This window comes from Anaerococcus sp. Marseille-P3915, assembly GCF_900258475.1.
GTDB classification, from domain to species: Bacteria; Bacillota; Clostridia; order Tissierellales; family Peptoniphilaceae; genus Anaerococcus; species Anaerococcus kampingae.
This window is the reverse complement of the sequence record NZ_LT984887.1, coordinates 550,639-569,530: the sequence shown is the minus strand read 5'-3', so window position 1 is coordinate 569,530 and position 18,892 is coordinate 550,639. Positions and strand designations below refer to the sequence as shown.

Annotated in this window: 20 protein-coding genes; 19 read left to right on the top strand and 1 reads right to left on the bottom strand. The window is 31.1% G+C overall.

From position 1 onward, the window contains the following. The first annotated feature begins 237 nt into the window (after positions 1 to 237). The 7 genes from nifJ to C8269_RS02825 all read left to right on the top strand — a co-directional run bounded on the left by nifJ (position 238) and on the right by C8269_RS02825 (position 9,484). Complete coding sequence (nifJ, locus tag C8269_RS02855) at positions 238 to 3,780, top strand: pyruvate:ferredoxin (flavodoxin) oxidoreductase (RefSeq protein ID WP_106460345.1); 3,543 nt, start codon at positions 238 to 240, stop codon at positions 3,778 to 3,780. A 281-nt stretch (positions 3,781 to 4,061) separates the two neighbouring features. Next, positions 4,062 to 4,415: an Asp23/Gls24 family envelope stress response protein gene (locus C8269_RS02850; RefSeq protein ID WP_106460344.1), complete on the top strand. Its 354-nt coding sequence runs from the start codon at positions 4,062 to 4,064 to the stop codon at positions 4,413 to 4,415. A gap of 7 nt (positions 4,416 to 4,422) precedes the next feature. Then, the gene (locus C8269_RS02845) at positions 4,423 to 5,985 is read left to right on the top strand and encodes a DAK2 domain-containing protein (RefSeq protein WP_106460343.1); all 1,563 of its coding nucleotides are present in this window, start codon (positions 4,423 to 4,425) and stop codon (positions 5,983 to 5,985) included. Next, positions 5,978 to 7,969 (top strand): ATP-dependent DNA helicase RecG, encoded by a 1,992-nt coding sequence (locus C8269_RS02840; protein WP_106460342.1) that lies wholly within the window; start codon positions 5,978 to 5,980, stop codon positions 7,967 to 7,969. The genes C8269_RS02845 and C8269_RS02840 overlap by 8 nt, the downstream gene beginning before the upstream one ends. Further along, positions 7,969 to 8,511 (top strand): 16S rRNA (guanine(966)-N(2))-methyltransferase RsmD, encoded by a 543-nt coding sequence (rsmD, locus tag C8269_RS02835; protein ID WP_199792147.1) that lies wholly within the window; start codon positions 7,969 to 7,971, stop codon positions 8,509 to 8,511. Before C8269_RS02840 ends, rsmD begins: the two co-directional genes overlap by 1 nt. After that, a complete protein-coding gene (gene coaD / locus C8269_RS02830; protein ID WP_106460341.1) occupies positions 8,508 to 8,990 on the top strand; it encodes a pantetheine-phosphate adenylyltransferase in 483 nt (160 codons plus the stop codon). The genes rsmD and coaD overlap by 4 nt, the downstream gene beginning before the upstream one ends. Positions 8,991 to 8,998: 8 nt before the next feature. Continuing rightward, the gene (locus tag C8269_RS02825) at positions 8,999 to 9,484 is read left to right on the top strand and encodes an ATPase (RefSeq protein WP_106460340.1); all 486 of its coding nucleotides are present in this window, start codon (positions 8,999 to 9,001) and stop codon (positions 9,482 to 9,484) included. Between the two features lie 44 nt (positions 9,485 to 9,528). Here the strand turns inward: C8269_RS02825 and C8269_RS02820 are convergent, their stop codons facing one another. Next, a complete protein-coding gene (locus C8269_RS02820) occupies positions 9,529 to 10,695 on the bottom strand; it encodes a tRNA(Met) cytidine acetate ligase (RefSeq protein ID WP_106460339.1) in 1,167 nt (388 codons plus the stop codon). Between the two features lie 144 nt (positions 10,696 to 10,839). Between C8269_RS02820 and efp the strand changes: the two genes are divergently transcribed. The 12 genes from efp to C8269_RS02760 are packed head-to-tail and all read left to right on the top strand — an operon-like array spanning position 10,840 to position 18,887. Beyond that, complete coding sequence (efp, locus tag C8269_RS02815; protein WP_106460338.1) at positions 10,840 to 11,397, top strand: elongation factor P; 558 nt, start codon at positions 10,840 to 10,842, stop codon at positions 11,395 to 11,397. 9 nt (positions 11,398 to 11,406) lie between these two features. After that, positions 11,407 to 11,736: an Asp23/Gls24 family envelope stress response protein gene (locus C8269_RS02810; protein ID WP_106460337.1), complete on the top strand. Its 330-nt coding sequence runs from the start codon at positions 11,407 to 11,409 to the stop codon at positions 11,734 to 11,736. After that, positions 11,736 to 12,122 (top strand): transcription antitermination factor NusB, encoded by a 387-nt coding sequence (locus C8269_RS02805; RefSeq protein ID WP_106460336.1) that lies wholly within the window; start codon positions 11,736 to 11,738, stop codon positions 12,120 to 12,122. The genes C8269_RS02810 and C8269_RS02805 overlap by 1 nt, the downstream gene beginning before the upstream one ends. Next, entirely contained in the window at positions 12,119 to 13,303 is a 1,185-nt protein-coding gene (gene xseA, locus C8269_RS02800; protein ID WP_106460335.1) for an exodeoxyribonuclease VII large subunit, read from the top strand. The genes C8269_RS02805 and xseA overlap by 4 nt, the downstream gene beginning before the upstream one ends. Beyond that, positions 13,296 to 13,481: an exodeoxyribonuclease VII small subunit gene (gene xseB / locus C8269_RS02795; protein ID WP_106460334.1), complete on the top strand. Its 186-nt coding sequence runs from the start codon at positions 13,296 to 13,298 to the stop codon at positions 13,479 to 13,481. Before xseA ends, xseB begins: the two co-directional genes overlap by 8 nt. Continuing rightward, a complete protein-coding gene (locus C8269_RS02790; RefSeq protein ID WP_199792177.1) occupies positions 13,474 to 14,301 on the top strand; it encodes a polyprenyl synthetase family protein in 828 nt (275 codons plus the stop codon). Before xseB ends, C8269_RS02790 begins: the two co-directional genes overlap by 8 nt. 8 nt (positions 14,302 to 14,309) lie before the next feature. After that, positions 14,310 to 14,762 (top strand): arginine repressor, encoded by a 453-nt coding sequence (locus C8269_RS02785; RefSeq protein ID WP_106460333.1) that lies wholly within the window; start codon positions 14,310 to 14,312, stop codon positions 14,760 to 14,762. Continuing rightward, a complete protein-coding gene (gene recN / locus C8269_RS02780) occupies positions 14,762 to 16,450 on the top strand; it encodes a DNA repair protein RecN (RefSeq protein WP_106460332.1) in 1,689 nt (562 codons plus the stop codon). Before C8269_RS02785 ends, recN begins: the two co-directional genes overlap by 1 nt. Then, the gene (locus C8269_RS02775) at positions 16,443 to 16,991 is read left to right on the top strand and encodes an NUDIX hydrolase (RefSeq protein WP_106460331.1); all 549 of its coding nucleotides are present in this window, start codon (positions 16,443 to 16,445) and stop codon (positions 16,989 to 16,991) included. The genes recN and C8269_RS02775 overlap by 8 nt, the downstream gene beginning before the upstream one ends. Next, positions 16,981 to 17,685: a segregation and condensation protein A gene (locus tag C8269_RS02770; protein WP_106460330.1), complete on the top strand. Its 705-nt coding sequence runs from the start codon at positions 16,981 to 16,983 to the stop codon at positions 17,683 to 17,685. The genes C8269_RS02775 and C8269_RS02770 overlap by 11 nt, the downstream gene beginning before the upstream one ends. Next, the gene (gene scpB / locus C8269_RS02765; protein WP_106460329.1) at positions 17,675 to 18,205 is read left to right on the top strand and encodes an SMC-Scp complex subunit ScpB; all 531 of its coding nucleotides are present in this window, start codon (positions 17,675 to 17,677) and stop codon (positions 18,203 to 18,205) included. Before C8269_RS02770 ends, scpB begins: the two co-directional genes overlap by 11 nt. Further along, a complete protein-coding gene (locus C8269_RS02760) occupies positions 18,192 to 18,887 on the top strand; it encodes a pseudouridine synthase (RefSeq protein WP_106460328.1) in 696 nt (231 codons plus the stop codon). Before scpB ends, C8269_RS02760 begins: the two co-directional genes overlap by 14 nt. Positions 18,888 to 18,892 lie beyond the last annotated feature (5 nt).

Here is an 18,892-nt window from a genome sequence, read left to right as displayed (position 1 = left end):
ATTATTCACTTTAGGCAAATAGCATATTTATTCATAAATATATGGTTTAATAGGGCTTAAAATGAATATTTTACATAGATTATATTAGAGAAAATATGTTATGATAATCATTATCAATTGAAAAATACTGAAAGGTATAAGAAAATCTTTTCTTTTTCTCTTGACAATTAATGAAAAAATATTTATAATTATATTAGTGTTAACGATAATTGCTTATAATTATTTTAGGAGGTCTAGATGACAATTACTAGAGCAATGAAGACAATGGATGGTAATACTGCAGCAGCTCACGTATCATATGCGTTTACTGATGTAGCTACTATATATCCAATTACACCTTCTTCACCAATGCCAGAAAGCGTAGACGTTTGGGCAGCAAACGGACGTAAAAACCTATTTGGTCAAGAGGTAAAAGTTAAAGAGATGCAATCAGAAGCTGGTGCAGCAGGAGCTATGCATGGATCACTTGCAGCAGGAGCACTTACTACTACATATACAGCAAGTCAGGGTCTATTATTAATGATTCCTAACATGTATAAGATTGCTGGAGAAAGATTACCAGGTGTATTCCACGTATCAGCAAGAACCCTTGCAACACACGCACTATCTATTTATGGTGACCATTCAGACGTAATGGCAGCAAGACAAACAGGTTGTGCAATGCTAGTTTCAAACTCAGTACAAGAAGTTATGGATATTTCACCAGTTGCTCACTTAGCAGCTATTAAAGGTAGAGTACCATTTATCAACTTCTTTGATGGATTTAGAACAAGCCACGAAATTCAAAAAGTTGAAGTATGGGATTACAAAGATCTTGCTCCAATGCTTGACTATGAAGCAGTAGAAGAATTCAAAAACCACTCACTTAACCCTGAAAGACCAAAACACATGGGTACAGCTGAGAAAAATATCTTCTTCCAAAGAACAGAAGCAAGTAACAATGCTTATGTAGATATAGTTGGTATTGTAGAAGACTACATGAACCAAATCAACGAAAAACTTGGTACAAACTATGGTCTATTTAATTACTATGGTGCTGATGATGCAGAAGATATCATTATCGCTATGGGTTCTGTATGCCAAACAGCTAGAGAAACAATCGACGTTTTACTAAAAGAAGGCAGAAAGGTAGGTCTTGTAGAAGTTCATCTTTACAGACCATGGTCTGCAGAACACTTACTAAAAGTTATACCAAAATCAGTTAAGAAAATAGCTGTTCTTGATAGAACAAAAGAAAAAGGTGCAATCGGTTCACCACTATACCTAGATGTTAAAGCAAGCTATTATGACTGTGACGAAAGACCACTTATAATCGGTGGTATCTACGGCCTATCATCAAAAGATACAATTCCTGCAGATGTTAAAGCTGTTTATGATAACCTTGCTCAAGATGAACCAAAACATGACTTTACACTATCAATTACAGATGATGTTACAAATAAATCACTTCCAAGAGATGACTTCAAAGTTAGACACGAAGGAACAAGCAGATGTAAATTCTGGGGCTTCGGTTCAGATGGTACTGTAGGTGCTAACAAACAAGCTATCAAGATTATAGGTGACAATACAGACATGTATGCTCAAGGATACTTTGACTATGACTCTAAAAAATCAGGTGGTCTAACAGTATCTCACTTAAGATTTGGTAAAGAACCTATTCTTTCAACATATCTATTAGATGAAGCTGACTTTATTTCTTGTTCAAAACAAGCTTACGTTAACCAATATGACCTACTAGCAGGTATTAAAGAAGGTGGTACTTTCTTACTAAACACTGTTTGGTCAGTTGAAGATCTTGAAAATCATCTTCCAGCTAAGATGAAGAGAGTTCTTGCTGAAAAGAACATTGATTTCTATATCTTAGACGCAAGCCATATAGCACAAAATATCGGTCTTGGTGGAAGAACAAACATGATCATGCAATCAGCATTCTTCAACCTCACAAAAGTTATACCAGTAGAAGATGCTGTAAGATTCCTAAAAGAATCTATCGTTAAATCATACGGTCACAAGGGTGAAGATATAGTTAACATGAACTACAACGCTGTAGATCAAGGACTTGAAGCACCAATCAAAGTAGAAGTTCCAGCTGAATGGAAAGATGCAGTTGATGAAGTTAAAGAAGAAAAAGAACTTCCAGAATTCATTAAAAACATCGTTAAACCAATGCTTGAACAAAAAGAAGACGATATACCAGTATCTGCTTTCGTAGGAATCGAAAATGGTGAATTCGAATCAGGTACAACTGCTTACGAAAAGAGAGGAATCGCTCTTAACGTACCAGAATGGCAAATAGATAATTGTATCCAATGTAACCAATGTTCTTATGTATGCCCACACGCAGTAATAAGACCATTCCTAGTTACAGAAGATGAAAAAGCAAATCTACCAGAAGGTTTTGATACTAAAAAAGCAATCGGTAAAGGTATGGAAGGATATGAATTTAGAATCCAAGTATCTCCACTAGATTGTACAGGCTGTGGTAACTGTGCAGACGTATGTCCAGCTCCAAAGAAAGCTCTACTAATGAAACCTTTCGAAGAAGAAGTAGAAAAAGAAAAAGAACACTGGGAATATGCACATAATGTAATTGGCTACAAAGAAGATGTTATGGATCCTATGACACTTAAAGGCAGCCAATTCAAACAACCATTATTCGAATTCTCAGGTGCTTGTGCAGGTTGTGGTGAAACACCATATGCTAAGCTAATTACTCAATTATTCGGAGACAGAATGTATATAGCAAACGCTACAGGATGTTCTTCAATTTGGGGAGCTAGTGCACCAGCAATGTCATATACTAAAAACCTTGCAACAGGTAAAGGTCCAGCTTGGGGTAACTCACTATTCGAAGATGCTGCTGAATATGGTTATGGTATGAAACTTGCTACAGAAGCAAATACACATATCCTAGAAGATAACATGAACAAATTCTTAGAACTAGGACTTGATTCAGCATACAACGAAGCATTCAAAGCTTGGCTAGAAGGAAAAGATGATGTTAAAGCTTCAAAAGAAGCAACAGCAGCTATCCTAAATGTAAAAGAAGATTTAGCAAATGAAGATTTAGCAAATGAAGATGCTAAGAAATACCTAAACAATATACTAAAACTTCAAGACTACCTAATCAAAAAATCTGTATGGATTTTTGGTGGAGACGGTTGGAGCTATGATATCGGATTTGGTGGTGTAGATCACGTACTTGCAAGTGGTGAAAATATCAACATCTTCGTATTCGATACAGAAGTTTATTCAAATACAGGTGGACAATCTTCTAAAGCTACACCTCTATCAGCAGTAGCACAATTTGCTGCAGCAGGTAAAAAGGTTAGAAAGAAAGACCTTGGTCTAATGATGACATCTTATGGATATGTATACGTAGCTCAAGTAGCTATGGGTGCTAACCAAAACCAAACTCTAAAAGCTATTAGAGAAGCAGAATCTTATGATGGACCATCTCTAATCATCGCTTACGCTCCATGTATCAACCATGGTATTAGAATTGGTATGGGTAAATCACAATTTAGAGAAAAACAAGCTGTAGCAGCTGGTTATTGGCATCTATGGAGATTTGACCCAAGACTTGCTGAAGAGGGCAAAAATCCATTCCAATTAGACTCTAAAGAACCTACAGAATCATTCCAAGAATTCATTCAAGGTGAAGTAAGATACTCATCACTTAAGAGATCATTCCCTGAAACAGCTGATGAACTATATCAACAAGCAGAAAAAGCTGCTAAAGAAAGATATGAATCTTACAAGAAATTAGCTGGCAAATAAAAAATAATATAAGCAAGAGAAAATCGCCTTTTAGGCGATTTTTTCTTGCCTAAATACATAATTCCTATAATTTATAAATATATAATATATATAATTATAGGTATATTCTTATCAGTAGTAGGAATTTATGGTATAATGAATTAAAGGAATACTTACAAAGCTTTGATAAAATTAATTTACCCTTATCTTTGACAGTAGGTTTAGTTTTATAGATATTTTTATAAATATCAATTCAATCTTTTAAGTACAATCGTTAATACTTATATTTATGTGGAGGTATTATGACAATTAGATATGTAAATAATTTAGGAAAAATAACAATCGATGATTCCGTTATTGCTAATATTGCAGTAGCAAGCGTTATGCAATCTTATGGTGTTGTTGGCCTTGCAAGTAGATCAGCAAAGGATGGTATATATAAACTCTTAGGGGTAAATAACATGCAAAGAGGAGTTAAGGTTATAAGAAGGGACAATGGTACAGTAGCAATATTTATATCTCTATTTTTAGAATATGGTATTAGAATACCGGTAGTATGTCAAAATATAATCGAAAATGTTAAATATAATATAGAAAACTCTTTGAATGTAAATGTTTCTGAAGTAAATATCTATGTCCAAGGAATCAATAGATAGGAGAAATATGAAAGTTATTGATGCAAATAAGCTCCAACAAATGGTCATTGGAGCCTTTAAATATTTAGAAGAAAACAAATCATTAGTTGATGAGCTAAACGTATTTCCGGTTCCAGATGGAGATACAGGAACAAACATGACCATGACAATGAAATCTGGTGTTGATAAGGTTAATACATCTGCTTTATCAAATGTATACGAAATTTCAAAGGCCCTAAGCCAAGGCACTCTTATGGGAGCTAGAGGAAACTCTGGAGTAATCTTATCTCAACTTGTAAGAGGTATGTCAAAAGCTCTAAAAGATAAAGAAGTGATAGAAGCAAGTGATATAAAAGAAATCTTTGTAAATGCTTCTAAAACAGCTTATAGAGCAGTTATGCAACCAACAGAAGGAACAATTCTAACAGTAGCAAGAAAGATGGCTGAAAGAGCAGAAGAGTCCTACTCAGAAGATATAAATTTAGATGATTATCTTATAGATATTATTGGTGAAGGACAGAAGGCTTTAGATAATACACCAAAACAACTGCCGGTTTTAAAAGAAGCAGGTGTAGTTGACTCAGGTGGTCAAGGCTTGCTATTCTTACTAAGGGGAGCATTAAATGCACTAAATAATGATATCGATAGGGATATAGACTTATCAGATGAAAGCGAAGAAGAAAAGACTTATAAGCTATCGTTTAGTCTTTCATGTAAGGAATCTGACTATGAAAAAATAATTGATTCCATTACAAATCTTTCAAGTCACCTCGATTCAGAATTTAATAATAATGTAATTGAGGCAAGCTTACAGACTGATCATCCTCATCAAGTTATATCTATATTATTACTAGACGGAGTTTTGTTAAAGGTTGAAATTGAAAACACTAAACCGGAAATCGCTAAAGAAGAAAAAGAAGTTAAGCTTAAAAAATATGGCTTTATAGCAGTATCTAGGGGTGATGGATACGACGATATTCTTAAGTCAATGAATATTGATAAGATAATTTCAGGCGGCCAAACAATGAATCCTTCTACAGAGGATATCTATAAAAATATAGAAGAAATAAATGCAGAAAATATTATTATTTTCCCTAATAATAAAAATATAATTATGTCTGCTAAGCAAGCTTGTGATCTAACAGATAAAAATGCAATGGTTGTTGAAACAAGATCAATACCAGAATCTTTCACAGCTATGCTAGAATTTGATGAATCAGAATCAATAGAAGAAAACATAGAAAACATGGCTGATGTAATTAGTGATATGCATACAGCAGAAGTTTCTATATCCATTAGAGATACAAGCGTAAATAATGTAGAAATCAAAAAAGATGATTTTATCGGAATTCTTGATGGAAAAATCGTGGTAAGTACTGATAATATCGAGGAAACATTAAGACTTGCCTTAGAAAAAGCTATTGAAGAAGATCAAGATATATCATTAATTACCCTATATTATGGTGAAGAAGCTGATAAGAAAAAAGCCAAAGAACTTGTTAAAAAGCTCTCTAAGAACCATAAGGATATAGATGTTGAACTAATCTACGGCGGACAGCCAGTATATTATTACCAAGCAACCCTTGAATAAGGAATTAACAGACCTAAGAGGTATTGGCCCCAAAAAGGCCAAGACTCTTAGCAAGCTTGATATATACACTGTTAGTGACTTATATAATTTTTATCCCAGAGCTTATGAAGATAGGAGCAAAAAAATCCTAGCTAGTCAAGCTAGAGAAGATAGAGCCTATTACTTTGTATGGAAATCTGTGTCAAAACCATATTTTAAAAAACTTAAAAATGTCTCCTTATCTTATATGTATTTTGAAGATGAACTTGGGAATAAAATTAGGGTTATTTGGTTTAACGATAGGTTTTCCATTAGAAGTATCGAACTTAATAAAAAATATAAATTCTATACCAAAGTGTCCTTAAAAAAAGGATTTTATGAAGCTATAAACCCTATTTTTGAGGGACTTGGGGGAAATGAGATAGGTGGAATTTATTCTATCTATCCATTAACAAGTGGTCTGAGCCAGAAAAACATAAGGTCTTTTATTAAGGAAGCTTTATCTTTCTATAATCAAGACGAAGAGCTATTAAATCCAGCCAGTAGGGATCAATGTAATCTTTTATCTAGACAAGAAGCCTTAAATATTGTTCATTTTCCTGATAATGTGAATAATTTATTGAGGGCAAAGTCTGATATAAAAATACTAGATCTTCTTAAAGAATTGATATTTTTGTATCATATAGGCAAAAATGCAAAGATAAAGCAAGATATCAACCTTAGCTATAAATTAGATAATATTTTAGGAAGGCTTGATTTTGCTTTAACAAAACCACAGCTAAGATCACTTAATGAAATACTTACTGATTGTTCAGGTAAATATGCTATGAATAGGCTCTTGGTTGGGGATGTAGGCTCTGGTAAAACAATAGTTGGTATTATAGCCATGATTGTATTTGGCTTAAGCTCATATCAATCAGCTATGATGGTTCCAACAGAGGTTTTGGCAATCCAACAATATGAAAAATATAATGATTTAATTGAGTCTTTTTCTCTAAATGTTGCACTTTTAACAGGTTCTAGCAAAGATAAAGATGAAATAAAAGCTAAGTTATTAAATGGCGATATAGATATAGTAATAGGAACCCATGCCTTAATACAAGCTGATGTATTATTTAATGATTTAAGACTGGTTATAAACGACGAACAACATCGTTTTGGTGTTAAACAAAGACAAGCTCTTGCTAAAAAAGGACAAGCTGTAAACTATTTAACAATGACAGCCACTCCTATCCCAAGAACCCTATCTTTAAAGATAAATCAGATGCTTGATTTAAGTGTTATAAATGAACTGCCTATGGGTAGGGAAATAATTGATACCCATATAATAGTGCAGGATAGAGAAAAAATCCTTTTTGAACAAATCTCTAAAAATTTAGAAGATGGTAGACAAATCTATGTTGTAAGTAATAATATAGATTCTGATGATGATAATTCAGTAGAAAATCTTTATAAGAGATACAAAAAACAATTCAAAAGCTATAGGGTAGAAATCCTTCATGGCAAACTTAATTCTGAAATTAAAGAAAGTATACTTAGTGATTTTTCAAGTGGTAATATAAATATTTTAATATCAACAACTGTAATAGAAGTTGGTATAGATGTAGCTAATGCGAATGTAATTGTAATTTATAATGCAAATAACTTTGGCCTATCTCAGCTGCATCAATTAAGAGGCAGGGTAGGAAGAGGTCAATATAAGTCATATTGTTATCTTGTAAATAAGAATGCTGATGCTAATCTTAAACTTAATATTTTAGAGAAAACAAATGACGGCTTTGAAATTGCACAAAAAGATTATGAGTTAAGAGGAGGAGGAAAGATTCTATCTCTTATCCAACACGGTAAAAATCTCTCAGAGATAGAATACCTAAACATGACCCAAGAAGAAACTGACAGAAGCTTTGAGATTTTTGACTACTTAAAATCGATTGATTTTAAGGGTGTTAATATAGATTTCATAAAGAAATTTTTTGATGAAGATAAGGATATTATTTTAAACTAATGAAAGTAGTAGCAGGGAAATACAAAGGCTTTAATCTAGCTAGTCCAAAATCAAAAACATCTAGACCTACAGATAACAAGGTAAAGGAAGCAGTATTTGATATGCTATATCCTTTTAAAGATAATTTTCTCGCTCTAGATTTGTTTGCAGGTACAGGACAAATGGGAATAGAATTTCTCTCAAGGGGAGGGGCTGAAGTATATTTTAATGAAAAGAATTATTCTAATTTTTCAATATTAAAACAAAATATAGAAAAAATAGGATCAGACAGAGCCGTATTAATTAAAAACGATTTTGTTAAAACTCTTAAAAACTTAGGGCAAAAGAATCTTAAGTTTGACTATATATTTCTAGATCCACCTTATGAAAGTGATTTTTTAGATAAAGCTCTATTTTATATTAAAGAATATGACTTATCCAGTGAAGATGGTATAATTATAACTGAATCGAGCATGGACTTAGATTTTTCAGAAAAATATGACCTACATATATTAAAAGATAAGTCCTATGGAAGGAAATATATTAAAATATATACAATATGAAAATAATTTATCCAGGCAGCTTTGACCCACTAACAAATGGCCATATGGATATGATTAAGAGATTATCAATTCACTTTGACCATGTCATAGTTGCAGTTATTAGAAATGAAAACAAAAACTCTCTATTTTCTCTAAAAGAAAGAGAAGAGATAATAAGAGAGGCTATAAAAGAAGAAAAATTAGTAAATGTAAGCATAAAATCCTTTGATGGCTTACTAGTTAATTTTGCTAAAAAAGAAGATGTTAAACTTATAGCTAGAGGACTCAGGGCTGTCACAGATTATGAGTATGAAAAGAATATAGCTAGAGTAAATTCAACCTTATATGAAGGGCTTGAAACTATATTTCTACTAAGTAATCCTAAATATTCCTTTGTATCATCTAGTGGTGTGCGTGAGATAGCTGCCTTTAAGGGCGATGTATCAGCCTTTGTAAGTACGAGTGTCGAAAAGAGAATTAAAGATAAATATAATTATTAGGAGGAAGTATGGCAAACAAAATAACTGATCTTATCTACGAGATGGAAGACATAATGGAAGAAGCAAGCTCTGTACCATTTTCAAAAAAGGTAGCAGTAGATCCTGATGAAATTTATGATGTACTTAATGAGATGAAAGATTCTTTACCAGAAGAAATCAAACAAGCTCAGTGGGTAACAGACGAAAAAGAAAGAATTTTATCCGAAGCAAGCAACGAAGCTGATAGTAGATTAAATCAAGCTGAAGGTGAAATTAAAAATTTCAAGGAACAAGCAAAAAGCCAATTCCAAAGAATGGTTAGTGAACATGAAATCACTCAACAAGCTAGGGCTGAAGCTGATAGAATCTTACAAGAAGCAGCTGCTGAAGCTAAACATATCAAGGCTCAATCATATGAGTATGTAGATAAACTATTCTCAGGTTCTATAGATAACTTTAGCGGCCTTGTTCAACAATTAGAAAAAATTAGAAATAATTTATTAGAAAATAAGTAATTAAAGACGTCCAAGACATAATAATTATGTTGCTTGGACGTTTTTTACTTAAAAGGTTTATTATTATGAATATAATCATAATTTATCTCTCTTCCAATAGCTAGATTATAGAGATTGGAAGAATTTATCATTTTTTCATAAATTTTAAAATTATTGTGATCCAATATTTTTGAATCAGCCTTATTTATAACTATATCAACCTTATCGTTGAAATTATTAAATATTTTGGTTGCCTTTTTATTGTAGGCCAATATTCTTATAAAATGAATATCTATATAATTAAGTCTAAAGCTATTATCAAGAATATAATTAAGGATAAGCCTTCTTACTCTTGATTTAGTATACCTAAGACTTGTGGCCTCATTAATAAAATCATCAAAAGTCCTGTTTCTATCTACAAGTTTTATTAGATGGTTTTCAATCCCCTCTTCATAACCGATAATATCTGTCATAGCTTTTTTCTCAACAATTAGCTTATAGGTAAAAATTTTATAGAAAAAATCATCGTTAATTCTATCATAATTTTTAAAAAAATCAGAAAAATTCTTAAAAGATGTTCTAGGCATAAGCTTACTTATATCGCCGGAAATATTATTTCTAATAGCAGTAGATGAGGCATAAAATTTATCATTAATCGTTTTATCCTTATTAAGGCTTCCAACTCTACAAATTGGGTATGGGATAATTTTAGACTTTAATTTATCAATTGCCTTCATATATTCGAGAGCTAAAATATTGTTGGCTGAAATAAAATCATCGCCTACAAGCTTAGAAATAGCACTGTTAAGGGCTTTTGTATAGGATATACCATTTGCAAGGTACTTTTTAAGCTCTTGATTAATAAAGTTATCATTATTTATTACGATTTTAGCTTTATCTAAAAAATCTCTTTCATCTAGTCTTTCAATCCCAAAACATAGGTAATCAATTTCCATTTTATCTAGAATTTCTAAAGATTTTAAGGCGAAAAATTCTGCGGCTTGTAAACTAATGAAATTAGGCATTTCAATTACTAGATCAAAACCATTTTCAACAGCAGTTTTTGCTCGTGTAAATTTATCAACGATAGCCGCTTCACCTCTTTGAACAAAATCACCACTCATAAAAGATATGGCTAAGTCACATGCCAAGTTTTCTTTAGCTTTATCAAGCAAATATTTATGACCATTGTGGAAAGGATTAAACTCTGAGATTATAGCAAGTTTTTTCATATGCACCTCTTTTTATTCATTATACTTATAAGCTTGATTTAATACATCATTCTTATATGTAAAATGATAAAAGCAGATGAATAAAATTTTCAATTAGCTCTTATATATGGTATAATAATGTAAGAATATAGCCAAGGAGGAATTATGATATCAGCTAACGATTTAAGAAAAGGTGTAACATTTGTATATGATGGAGATGTATATCAAGTTGTAGATTTCCAACACGTAAAACCAGGTAAGGGTGCAGCATTTGTTAGAACCAAAATAAGATCAGTAATGAATGGTGGAGCAAAGGATGTAACATTTAATCCTAATGAAAAATTTGAAAATGCCGTAATTTCTACAAAAGAAATGCAATATTTATACAATGATGGTCAACTATATTATTTTATGGACCCAGAAAGCTTTGAACAAATCGGTATAGAAGAAGAAGCAGTTAAAGAAGCAATAATTTATGTAAAAGAAAATGACAGTGTACTTATTAAATTTTATGAAGGCAAACCATTTTCAATTGATCCACCAAACTTTGTAGAGCTTAAGGTAGTAGAAACAGAACCAGGTGTAAAAGGTGATACAGCTACAAATGTAACAAAACCTGCAACAGTTGAATCTGGCGCAGTTATAAACGTGCCAATATTTGTAAACGAAGGTGATGTGATCAAAATAGATACAAGAAGTGGAGAGTATCTATCTAGAGTATAGGAGTATTAGATGACTAATAATTTTAAAGATGGTTCAGTTAAAATTGCTGATGAAATTCTAGATCAAATTGCAACCACAGCTGCTGAGGAAGTCTATGGAGTATATGAAGATACCTCCGAAGAAGGATTTATGCATTCACTACAAAACAAGGCTACCAAGACAAATATCAGAAAAATAGCTGGTAATCTTGTAATAGACATAGATTTATCCCTAGACAAAAATATAAACGTTAGAAAGACCGTAAAAAAAGTCCAAAAAAATGTCAAAGATGTAATAGAAACAATGACAGGCATTGGAGTTAGTAGGGTTAATATTAACGTTAATAGATTAGAAATTTGATGAACAGAAGACAACAGAGGGAGTGGGTTTTTAAGCTTATCTTCCAAGATTCAATTAACGATATAAAAGAGAATAATGATTTATTTCAAAATCATGACCTAAGTGAGAATGAAACTTATATAATTAAATCTATAGATTCATATAAAAAACATTATGATGAGATTGTAGCAAAGCTTGAAGATAGCCTATCTGCTAGATACTCTAACATAAGCAAGGTAGCAAAGTCTATAATATTTCTTTCAATAAATGAAATATATTTTTTAGATATACCAGTCTCAGTCTCAATTAATGAAGCTGTTGATCTTGCGAAAAAATATACATCAAATGATGAGTATAAGATTATTAATAAAGTACTAGGTGACATCGTTAGAAAAGATAAAAAATGAAAAAACCTCTAACAGTTAAGCAATTTAATGAGTATATAAAATCAAATATTAAACACGATCCTATTTTTAGAAGAATTTTTATAAGTGGAGAGCTTTCAAATGTTAGAATCAATAACCAACACTTGTACTTCTCTCTAAAGGAAGACTCAGATTTAATAGACTGTGTAATATATTATTATGAGGATAAGGATATAACCTTTGACTTTGAACCAGGAAAGAACGTTCTTGTTAGAGGTAGCTTATCCTATAATAATTTCTCTTCAAGACTAATTATAATTGCTAGCGAAGTTGAAGATGAAGGGCTTTCCAAGACCTATCTTGAATTTTTAAAAATAAAAGAAGAATTTATAAAAAAAGGCTATTTCGACCCAAAAAATAAAAAGCCAATAGATAAATTAGTCAAAAAAATAGGCCTAATAACATCAAAAGATGGGGCTGCAATTGTAGATTTTATATCAATGATTAATTCAAGACCTAATGACATAAAAATATTTTTAAATCCTGTAAAGGTTCAAGGAGATATGTCTCCGGGCTTAATAGCACAAGGAATTAATAAATTAGATTTACTAGATCTTGATGTTATTGTCTTAACAAGAGGTGGAGGGTCAAATGAAGACCTTTCAAGCTTCAATCATAAAGAAGTTATAGAGGCCATAAATAAAGCGAAGACACCTATTATTTCAGCAATCGGCCATAATATTGATAGAACTCTATCGGATTTAGCAAGTGATTTAAGCCTTCAAACACCGACAGAAGCAGGTTCTTACCTAATAAGCTTCTATGAAGACTACCACAAAAATTTAGAAAATTTATTCAAACAAAGAACTAAAGACATAGAAAATATATTAGAAAATTATGAATTAAAATTAAAATTTCTAAAAAAACGAATCGATATTAGCAATCCTAAGCTAATCTTAGACGCTAAATCCAAAGAGATTTCTAGTTTAGGCGTAAGAATTGAGAAAACAATTAGGGATAATTTTGTTTACAATGATCATAAGCTTAAAAGCCTTTCCTTTAATTTAAAGGCAGTAGAAAAAATTATTGAATATTCAAAAAAACATATACAAATTGAACATGATAATATATTGGTTTTTTCTAAGCATTCACTTAAAGCTGATGATCTTGTAAAACTTGTATTTAGTGATGGAGAAGTAATAGCAAGGATTATTGATGGATAAATCATTTGAAGAAAATTATAAGAAAATAGAAAGCCTATTAGAAGAAATAGAAAATAACAAAGATAACTTAGATAAGAGTGTAAAACTTTATAAAGAAGCTAAAGAACTCTATAAGAAGTTAGAAGCAAGTTTAGATGACTATAGGGCTAAGGTAGAAATAATTGATAGTGATGAATAAAGAAGAATTTATTAAAATATTAAATAATAATAAGAAGGACATAGATGAAAGAGTAAGATCTTACTTTCCCCAAAAAGGTCTTATTAATGAAACAATGACCTATGCAGCAGATGGCGGCAAAAGAATAAGGGCCAGCTTGTATCTAGAAAGTAAGAAAATGTTTTCAAGCTCCCTTAGTGAGGAAGATTATAAAATGGCCTTGGCTATTGAATTAATTCATGCCTATTCTTTGGTCCATGATGACTTACCTGCCATGGATAATGATGACTATAGGAGGGGGATGGAGAGCCTTCACAAAAAATATGGTGAAGACTTAGCTATATTAACTGGAGATGCTCTTTTAAATGAAGCTGCTATTATTTTATTTGATGTTGCTATTATTAACAATACATATCTTAAATCTAGTAAGTATATAATGGAAAGAGCCTCTAAAAGGGGAATGATTCAGGGCCAAATCTTGGATTTAAGGAAAGATATCAAGGTAGATAAGTCCTATTTATTGGAGGTTTATAGCAAGAAAACCTCAGACCTTTTCAAGGCAGCATGCATTGGGGCTGCACTTTCATCAAAGGCTAGCCATAGACAAATAGAGCTTCTTTCATTATATGCTGAAAACCTAGGCCTAGCTTTCCAAATACAAGATGATTTACTTGAAGATACATATGATGATGAACTAAATATACTCAATATAATGACTAAAGAAGAAGCCATTAATCTTCTTGATTCAATTAACAAAGATGCAAGAGATGCTATTTCTAATTTTAGCCATAACGAATTTTTAACTTATCTTATAGATTATTTATCAAAACGAAGTTATTAGGGGATATTATGAAAAAATACACTAGACAAAGATTAATATTAGATATTATTCAAAATAATGATGTCAAAACTCAAAGTCAATTATCTGAGATTCTAAGAGACCAAGGAGTAAATGCTACCCAGGCTACAATCTCTAGGGATATAAAAGAACTTAGAATATCCAAGGTTCAAAGTGATGACTACGAATATAAATACACAGTAGTTGATGCGGTTTATGACACACTTACAGAAAGAATTGAAAAAATTTTCAAGGAAGCAGTCTTATCAGTAGAAAAATCTTCTCAACTTGTAGTAATAAAAACTATATCTTACTGTGCAACTGTTTGCGGACAATATATTACTAATGCAAAGCTTGAAAATGTTGGAGGTATCGTAACAGGTATAGACACAATTTTTATTACTCCAAGAGATTCAAAAACTATTGACGATTTAGTAGAAGAATTAAGAGATCTTGTAAAATAATGCTTGCCGAGCTTTATATAGATAATTTTATAATAATCAAAAAAGATCATATATTTTTTGAGGATAGGTTTAATGTAATAACTGGCGAGACTGGTTCAGGAAAGTCCATTATACTTGAAGCAATAAATTTGCTTTTAGGAAAGAGGGCTAGCAAAGATATTATCGGCAAATTTAAGGACACTACAATTATTGAAGCAGTATTTATCATAGATGAATATCAAAAATTATATCTTGAGAATAAAGATATAATTTTTGATGATGACAAGCTTATTATTACCAGAAAAATAAGCGATAAGTCATCATCGATAAGGATAAATGGTAGACTTTCAAATTTAAATATCTTAAAAGATATAGGGGAATTTTTAATTGATATCTATAGACAAGGTGATAGCAACGTCTATATGAATAAGTCTAATTATATAAACTTAATAGATTCTTATCAAAACGACAAAGAAACTAAGTCTTTAAGAGATTCCTTGAAAGAATTATATAGAGAGAAAACAGAATTTATAAGAAAATTTCAAGACTTAGACTTAACCGATGAAGAGTTAAGCAGGGAACGAGATCTTATTGATTATCAAATAAAAGAGATTGAAGCCATAGATTTATTTAATTTAGATGAAGATGAAATAGAAAGTGAATATCAGAGGCTATCAAATATATCAAGTATGAGAGACGGCTATTATCAAATGATTGAAATCATTGACTCTGATGATTATCAAATTCCATCTATTAGTAGTTTATTAAATGAAGCTTCTTCTTCAATATCAAATTATGTAGGTATAGATAAAAAATCTGAGGACATATATGACAGACTAATATCAATATCAGATCAACTTAACGATATATATTCAGAAGCTGATTCCTATGTAGAAATTTTGTCCACTGATCCAGAAAGATTACAAGTGCTTGATGATTTAAATAAAAAACTCTTTGATCTTAAGAGGAAATATGGCAATAGCATAGATGATATCAAAGTTTATTATGAAGGAATGAAAGACCGCCTGGATGAGCTCAATCAAATTGAAGACCTAAGAATAAATATAGACTCTAAAATAGCGGATATAGATAAAAAAATGTTAGATAAGGCTGATAAGTTACATGCCATTAGAGTTAAAAAGATAAAAGAACTTGAGTCATCAATCAACAAAGAAATTGTGGAATTAAATATAAAAAATGGTAAATTTAAAGTTGACCTTAATAAGACTGATTTAATTGATAAAAATGGTTATGATGATGTAGATTTCTTGATTAGAACCAATAAAGGAGAAAACCTATCATCTTTAACCAAGACAGCATCAGGCGGTGAGATTTCGAGAATAATGCTTGCCTTTAAAGAAGTTTTTGCAAGTTTTGATGATATAGATACGATGATTTTTGACGAGATAGACACTGGAATAAGTGGGAGGACAGCACAAGTTGTTGGTGAAAAAATCTTAGATTTATCTAAGAAAAGACAAGTAATAGCTATATCTCACTTGCCACAGCTAGCTTCACTTGCTAATAACCATATACTGGTTTGTAAAAAAGATGAAAAAGATGCTACTATTTCTTACTCAAAAACAATAAAAGGGGAAGAAAGAACTCTTGAAATAGCAAGGTTAATTGCAGGTGTTGATATAACTGAAACTACTAAAAAGTCAGCAAGAGAAATTTTGGAGATGGCGGAGGAATTAAGAAATGAATGAGCAAAAATTTTATGAAAAAACCATTAAGTCAGATACAATTTATGATGGTAAAATACTTAAATTAAGAGTTGAAACCGTAGAGCTTGAAAATAAAAGGTATTCTAAAAGAGAGATAGTTGATCACCAAAAAGGTGTTGGTATCATAGCATTTGATGGTAATGACAAGATTTGGATGGTAAAACAATATAGAAAGGCAATTGATAAAATAACCTTAGAGATTCCTGCAGGATTAGTTGATCCGGGTGAGATGCCAATAGAAACAGCTAAAAGAGAATTACAAGAAGAAGTAGGATATTTACCAGAAACTATTTCCTACTTATTTGATATGCATGCTTCACCAGGATTTACAAATGATAAATTATCATTTTTCTTAGCTAAAGATTTAGTTAAATCAAGTCTTGAGCAAGATGAGGATGAGAATGTAGAAGCATGCGCAATCGAGATAAAAGAATTATATAAGATGGTGGAAAATGGTGAAATTAAAGATGCCAAAACAATTATAGCGATCTTATATTGTATAAAGTTATTAAATGAAGCTTAATATTGAACTAGAGGCCTTTGAGGGGCCTTTTGACCTTTTATTAAAGCTAATTGATAAACAAAAGATTGATATATATGATGTTAAGATTGAAGATATAACAAGTCCATTTTTAGAAGAAGTAGCTAAAATGAATATAGATTTGCCTTCTCTTTCTGAGTTTATATACACATCATCTATTCTTTTAACAATTAAGGCAAACAAGCTCTTACCAAAAGAGGAAAATGAAGGCTTAGAAGAAGATTTTTTAGCATATCTAATCGAGTATAAAAAAATCAAGTCCGTCCAAGAGGATTTCAAGTATTTAGAAGAAGAAGCTCGTAAAATACATGTTAAATTTCAAGAAGATTTGACTAGCTTTGAAAAAGATGAAATAATCATTAATCAAGATATAGATATACTTTCAAGAGAATTTAAAAAGCTTCTTAATAGACTAAAAAATGAAGAAAAATCTGAATCCAGAATATTTGAGCAAGAGATAATGCCAGATGTTAATGATTACCTTATTAGCCTTAGGAAAACACTGAATTTTTCTAAAGAATTAAAGTTAAACGATATAACAAAAAGGATCATTACAAAAGCAGAATGTATAGCTACTTTCTTAGCTCTTCTAGAAATGGTAAAGCTTAAAGAGATTTATTTAAGTCAAGAAGATATTAATTCATTTAAAATAGTTAAGAGGGAAAATGACAGTTGACGAAATTAAAGGACTCATAGAAGAAATTTTATATATTTGGGGTGAACCCCTAGATTTTGCTGACCTATCAAAGATATTATTTGATATTGATAAAAAAGACATAAAAACTGCCCTTAAGGAATCTATTGAGGAGAGAAATAACAAAAATACTGGCCTAATTATTAGAAAATATGGTGACACCTATCAATTTTCTACAAGAAAGTCTACTGATAAATACTTAGAAAAATTAGTAGCCAAGTCAGAAAAAAAACTAACTAACTCAACCTTAGAAACCCTCTCTATAATTGCTTATAAGCAACCAATTACAAGGGCGGAAATAGATAAAATAAGGGGAGTTAACTCTCAATCGACAATTGATTCACTACTTGATAGGGGACTAATTGTTGAAAAGGGAAGGTTAGATAAGATAGGAAAACCAATAATATTTGGCACAACAGATGAGTTTCTAAAATATTTTTCTATATCTTCACTAGAAGATTTACCTGAAATAAAGATTGGTGATGATAATGAGAATAAATAAATATATAGCAAATACAGGCTTTACTTCTAGACGAAAAGCAGACGACTTAATCAAAGAATGTAGAGTAACGGTTAATGATAACTTAATAACTGAGCCAGGATTTAAAGTAGAAGATACTGATAAGGTTACAATCGATGGTCAATTACTTGAGTTAGAAGAGAAATTTTATATTAAACTATATAAGCCTGTTGGTTATATAACTTCTAATTTTGATCCTTATAATAAATTAGACTTAAATGACTTGTTAGAAATTGATAAGAGGTTTTATGCTGCTGGAAGACTTGATAAAGATAGCGAAGGTCTTTTGATTATTACAAATGATGGGGAATTCACCAATAATATTATTCATCCTAAATTCAAACTAGACAAAGAATATATTGTAGATGTTGATAAAACCCTTAGCAAAAAAGAAGAAAATCTTTTTATGCAAGGTCTAGATATAGGAAATGGTGAACATACATCAGATGCTTATATTAAACTAATCGGTAATAAAAAATATCAAGTCATAATTCATCAGGGATATAATAGACAGATAAGGAGAATGTTTGAATATTTTAATAGCAGTGTTAAAAGGCTTAAAAGGATAAGGATAGGAGATATTAGCCTATCTGATCTTAAAGAAAAAGACTATAAATACTTTGACAAAGAAGAAATGCTCTTTGTTAAAAAAGTTAAAAGGTAGGCAAC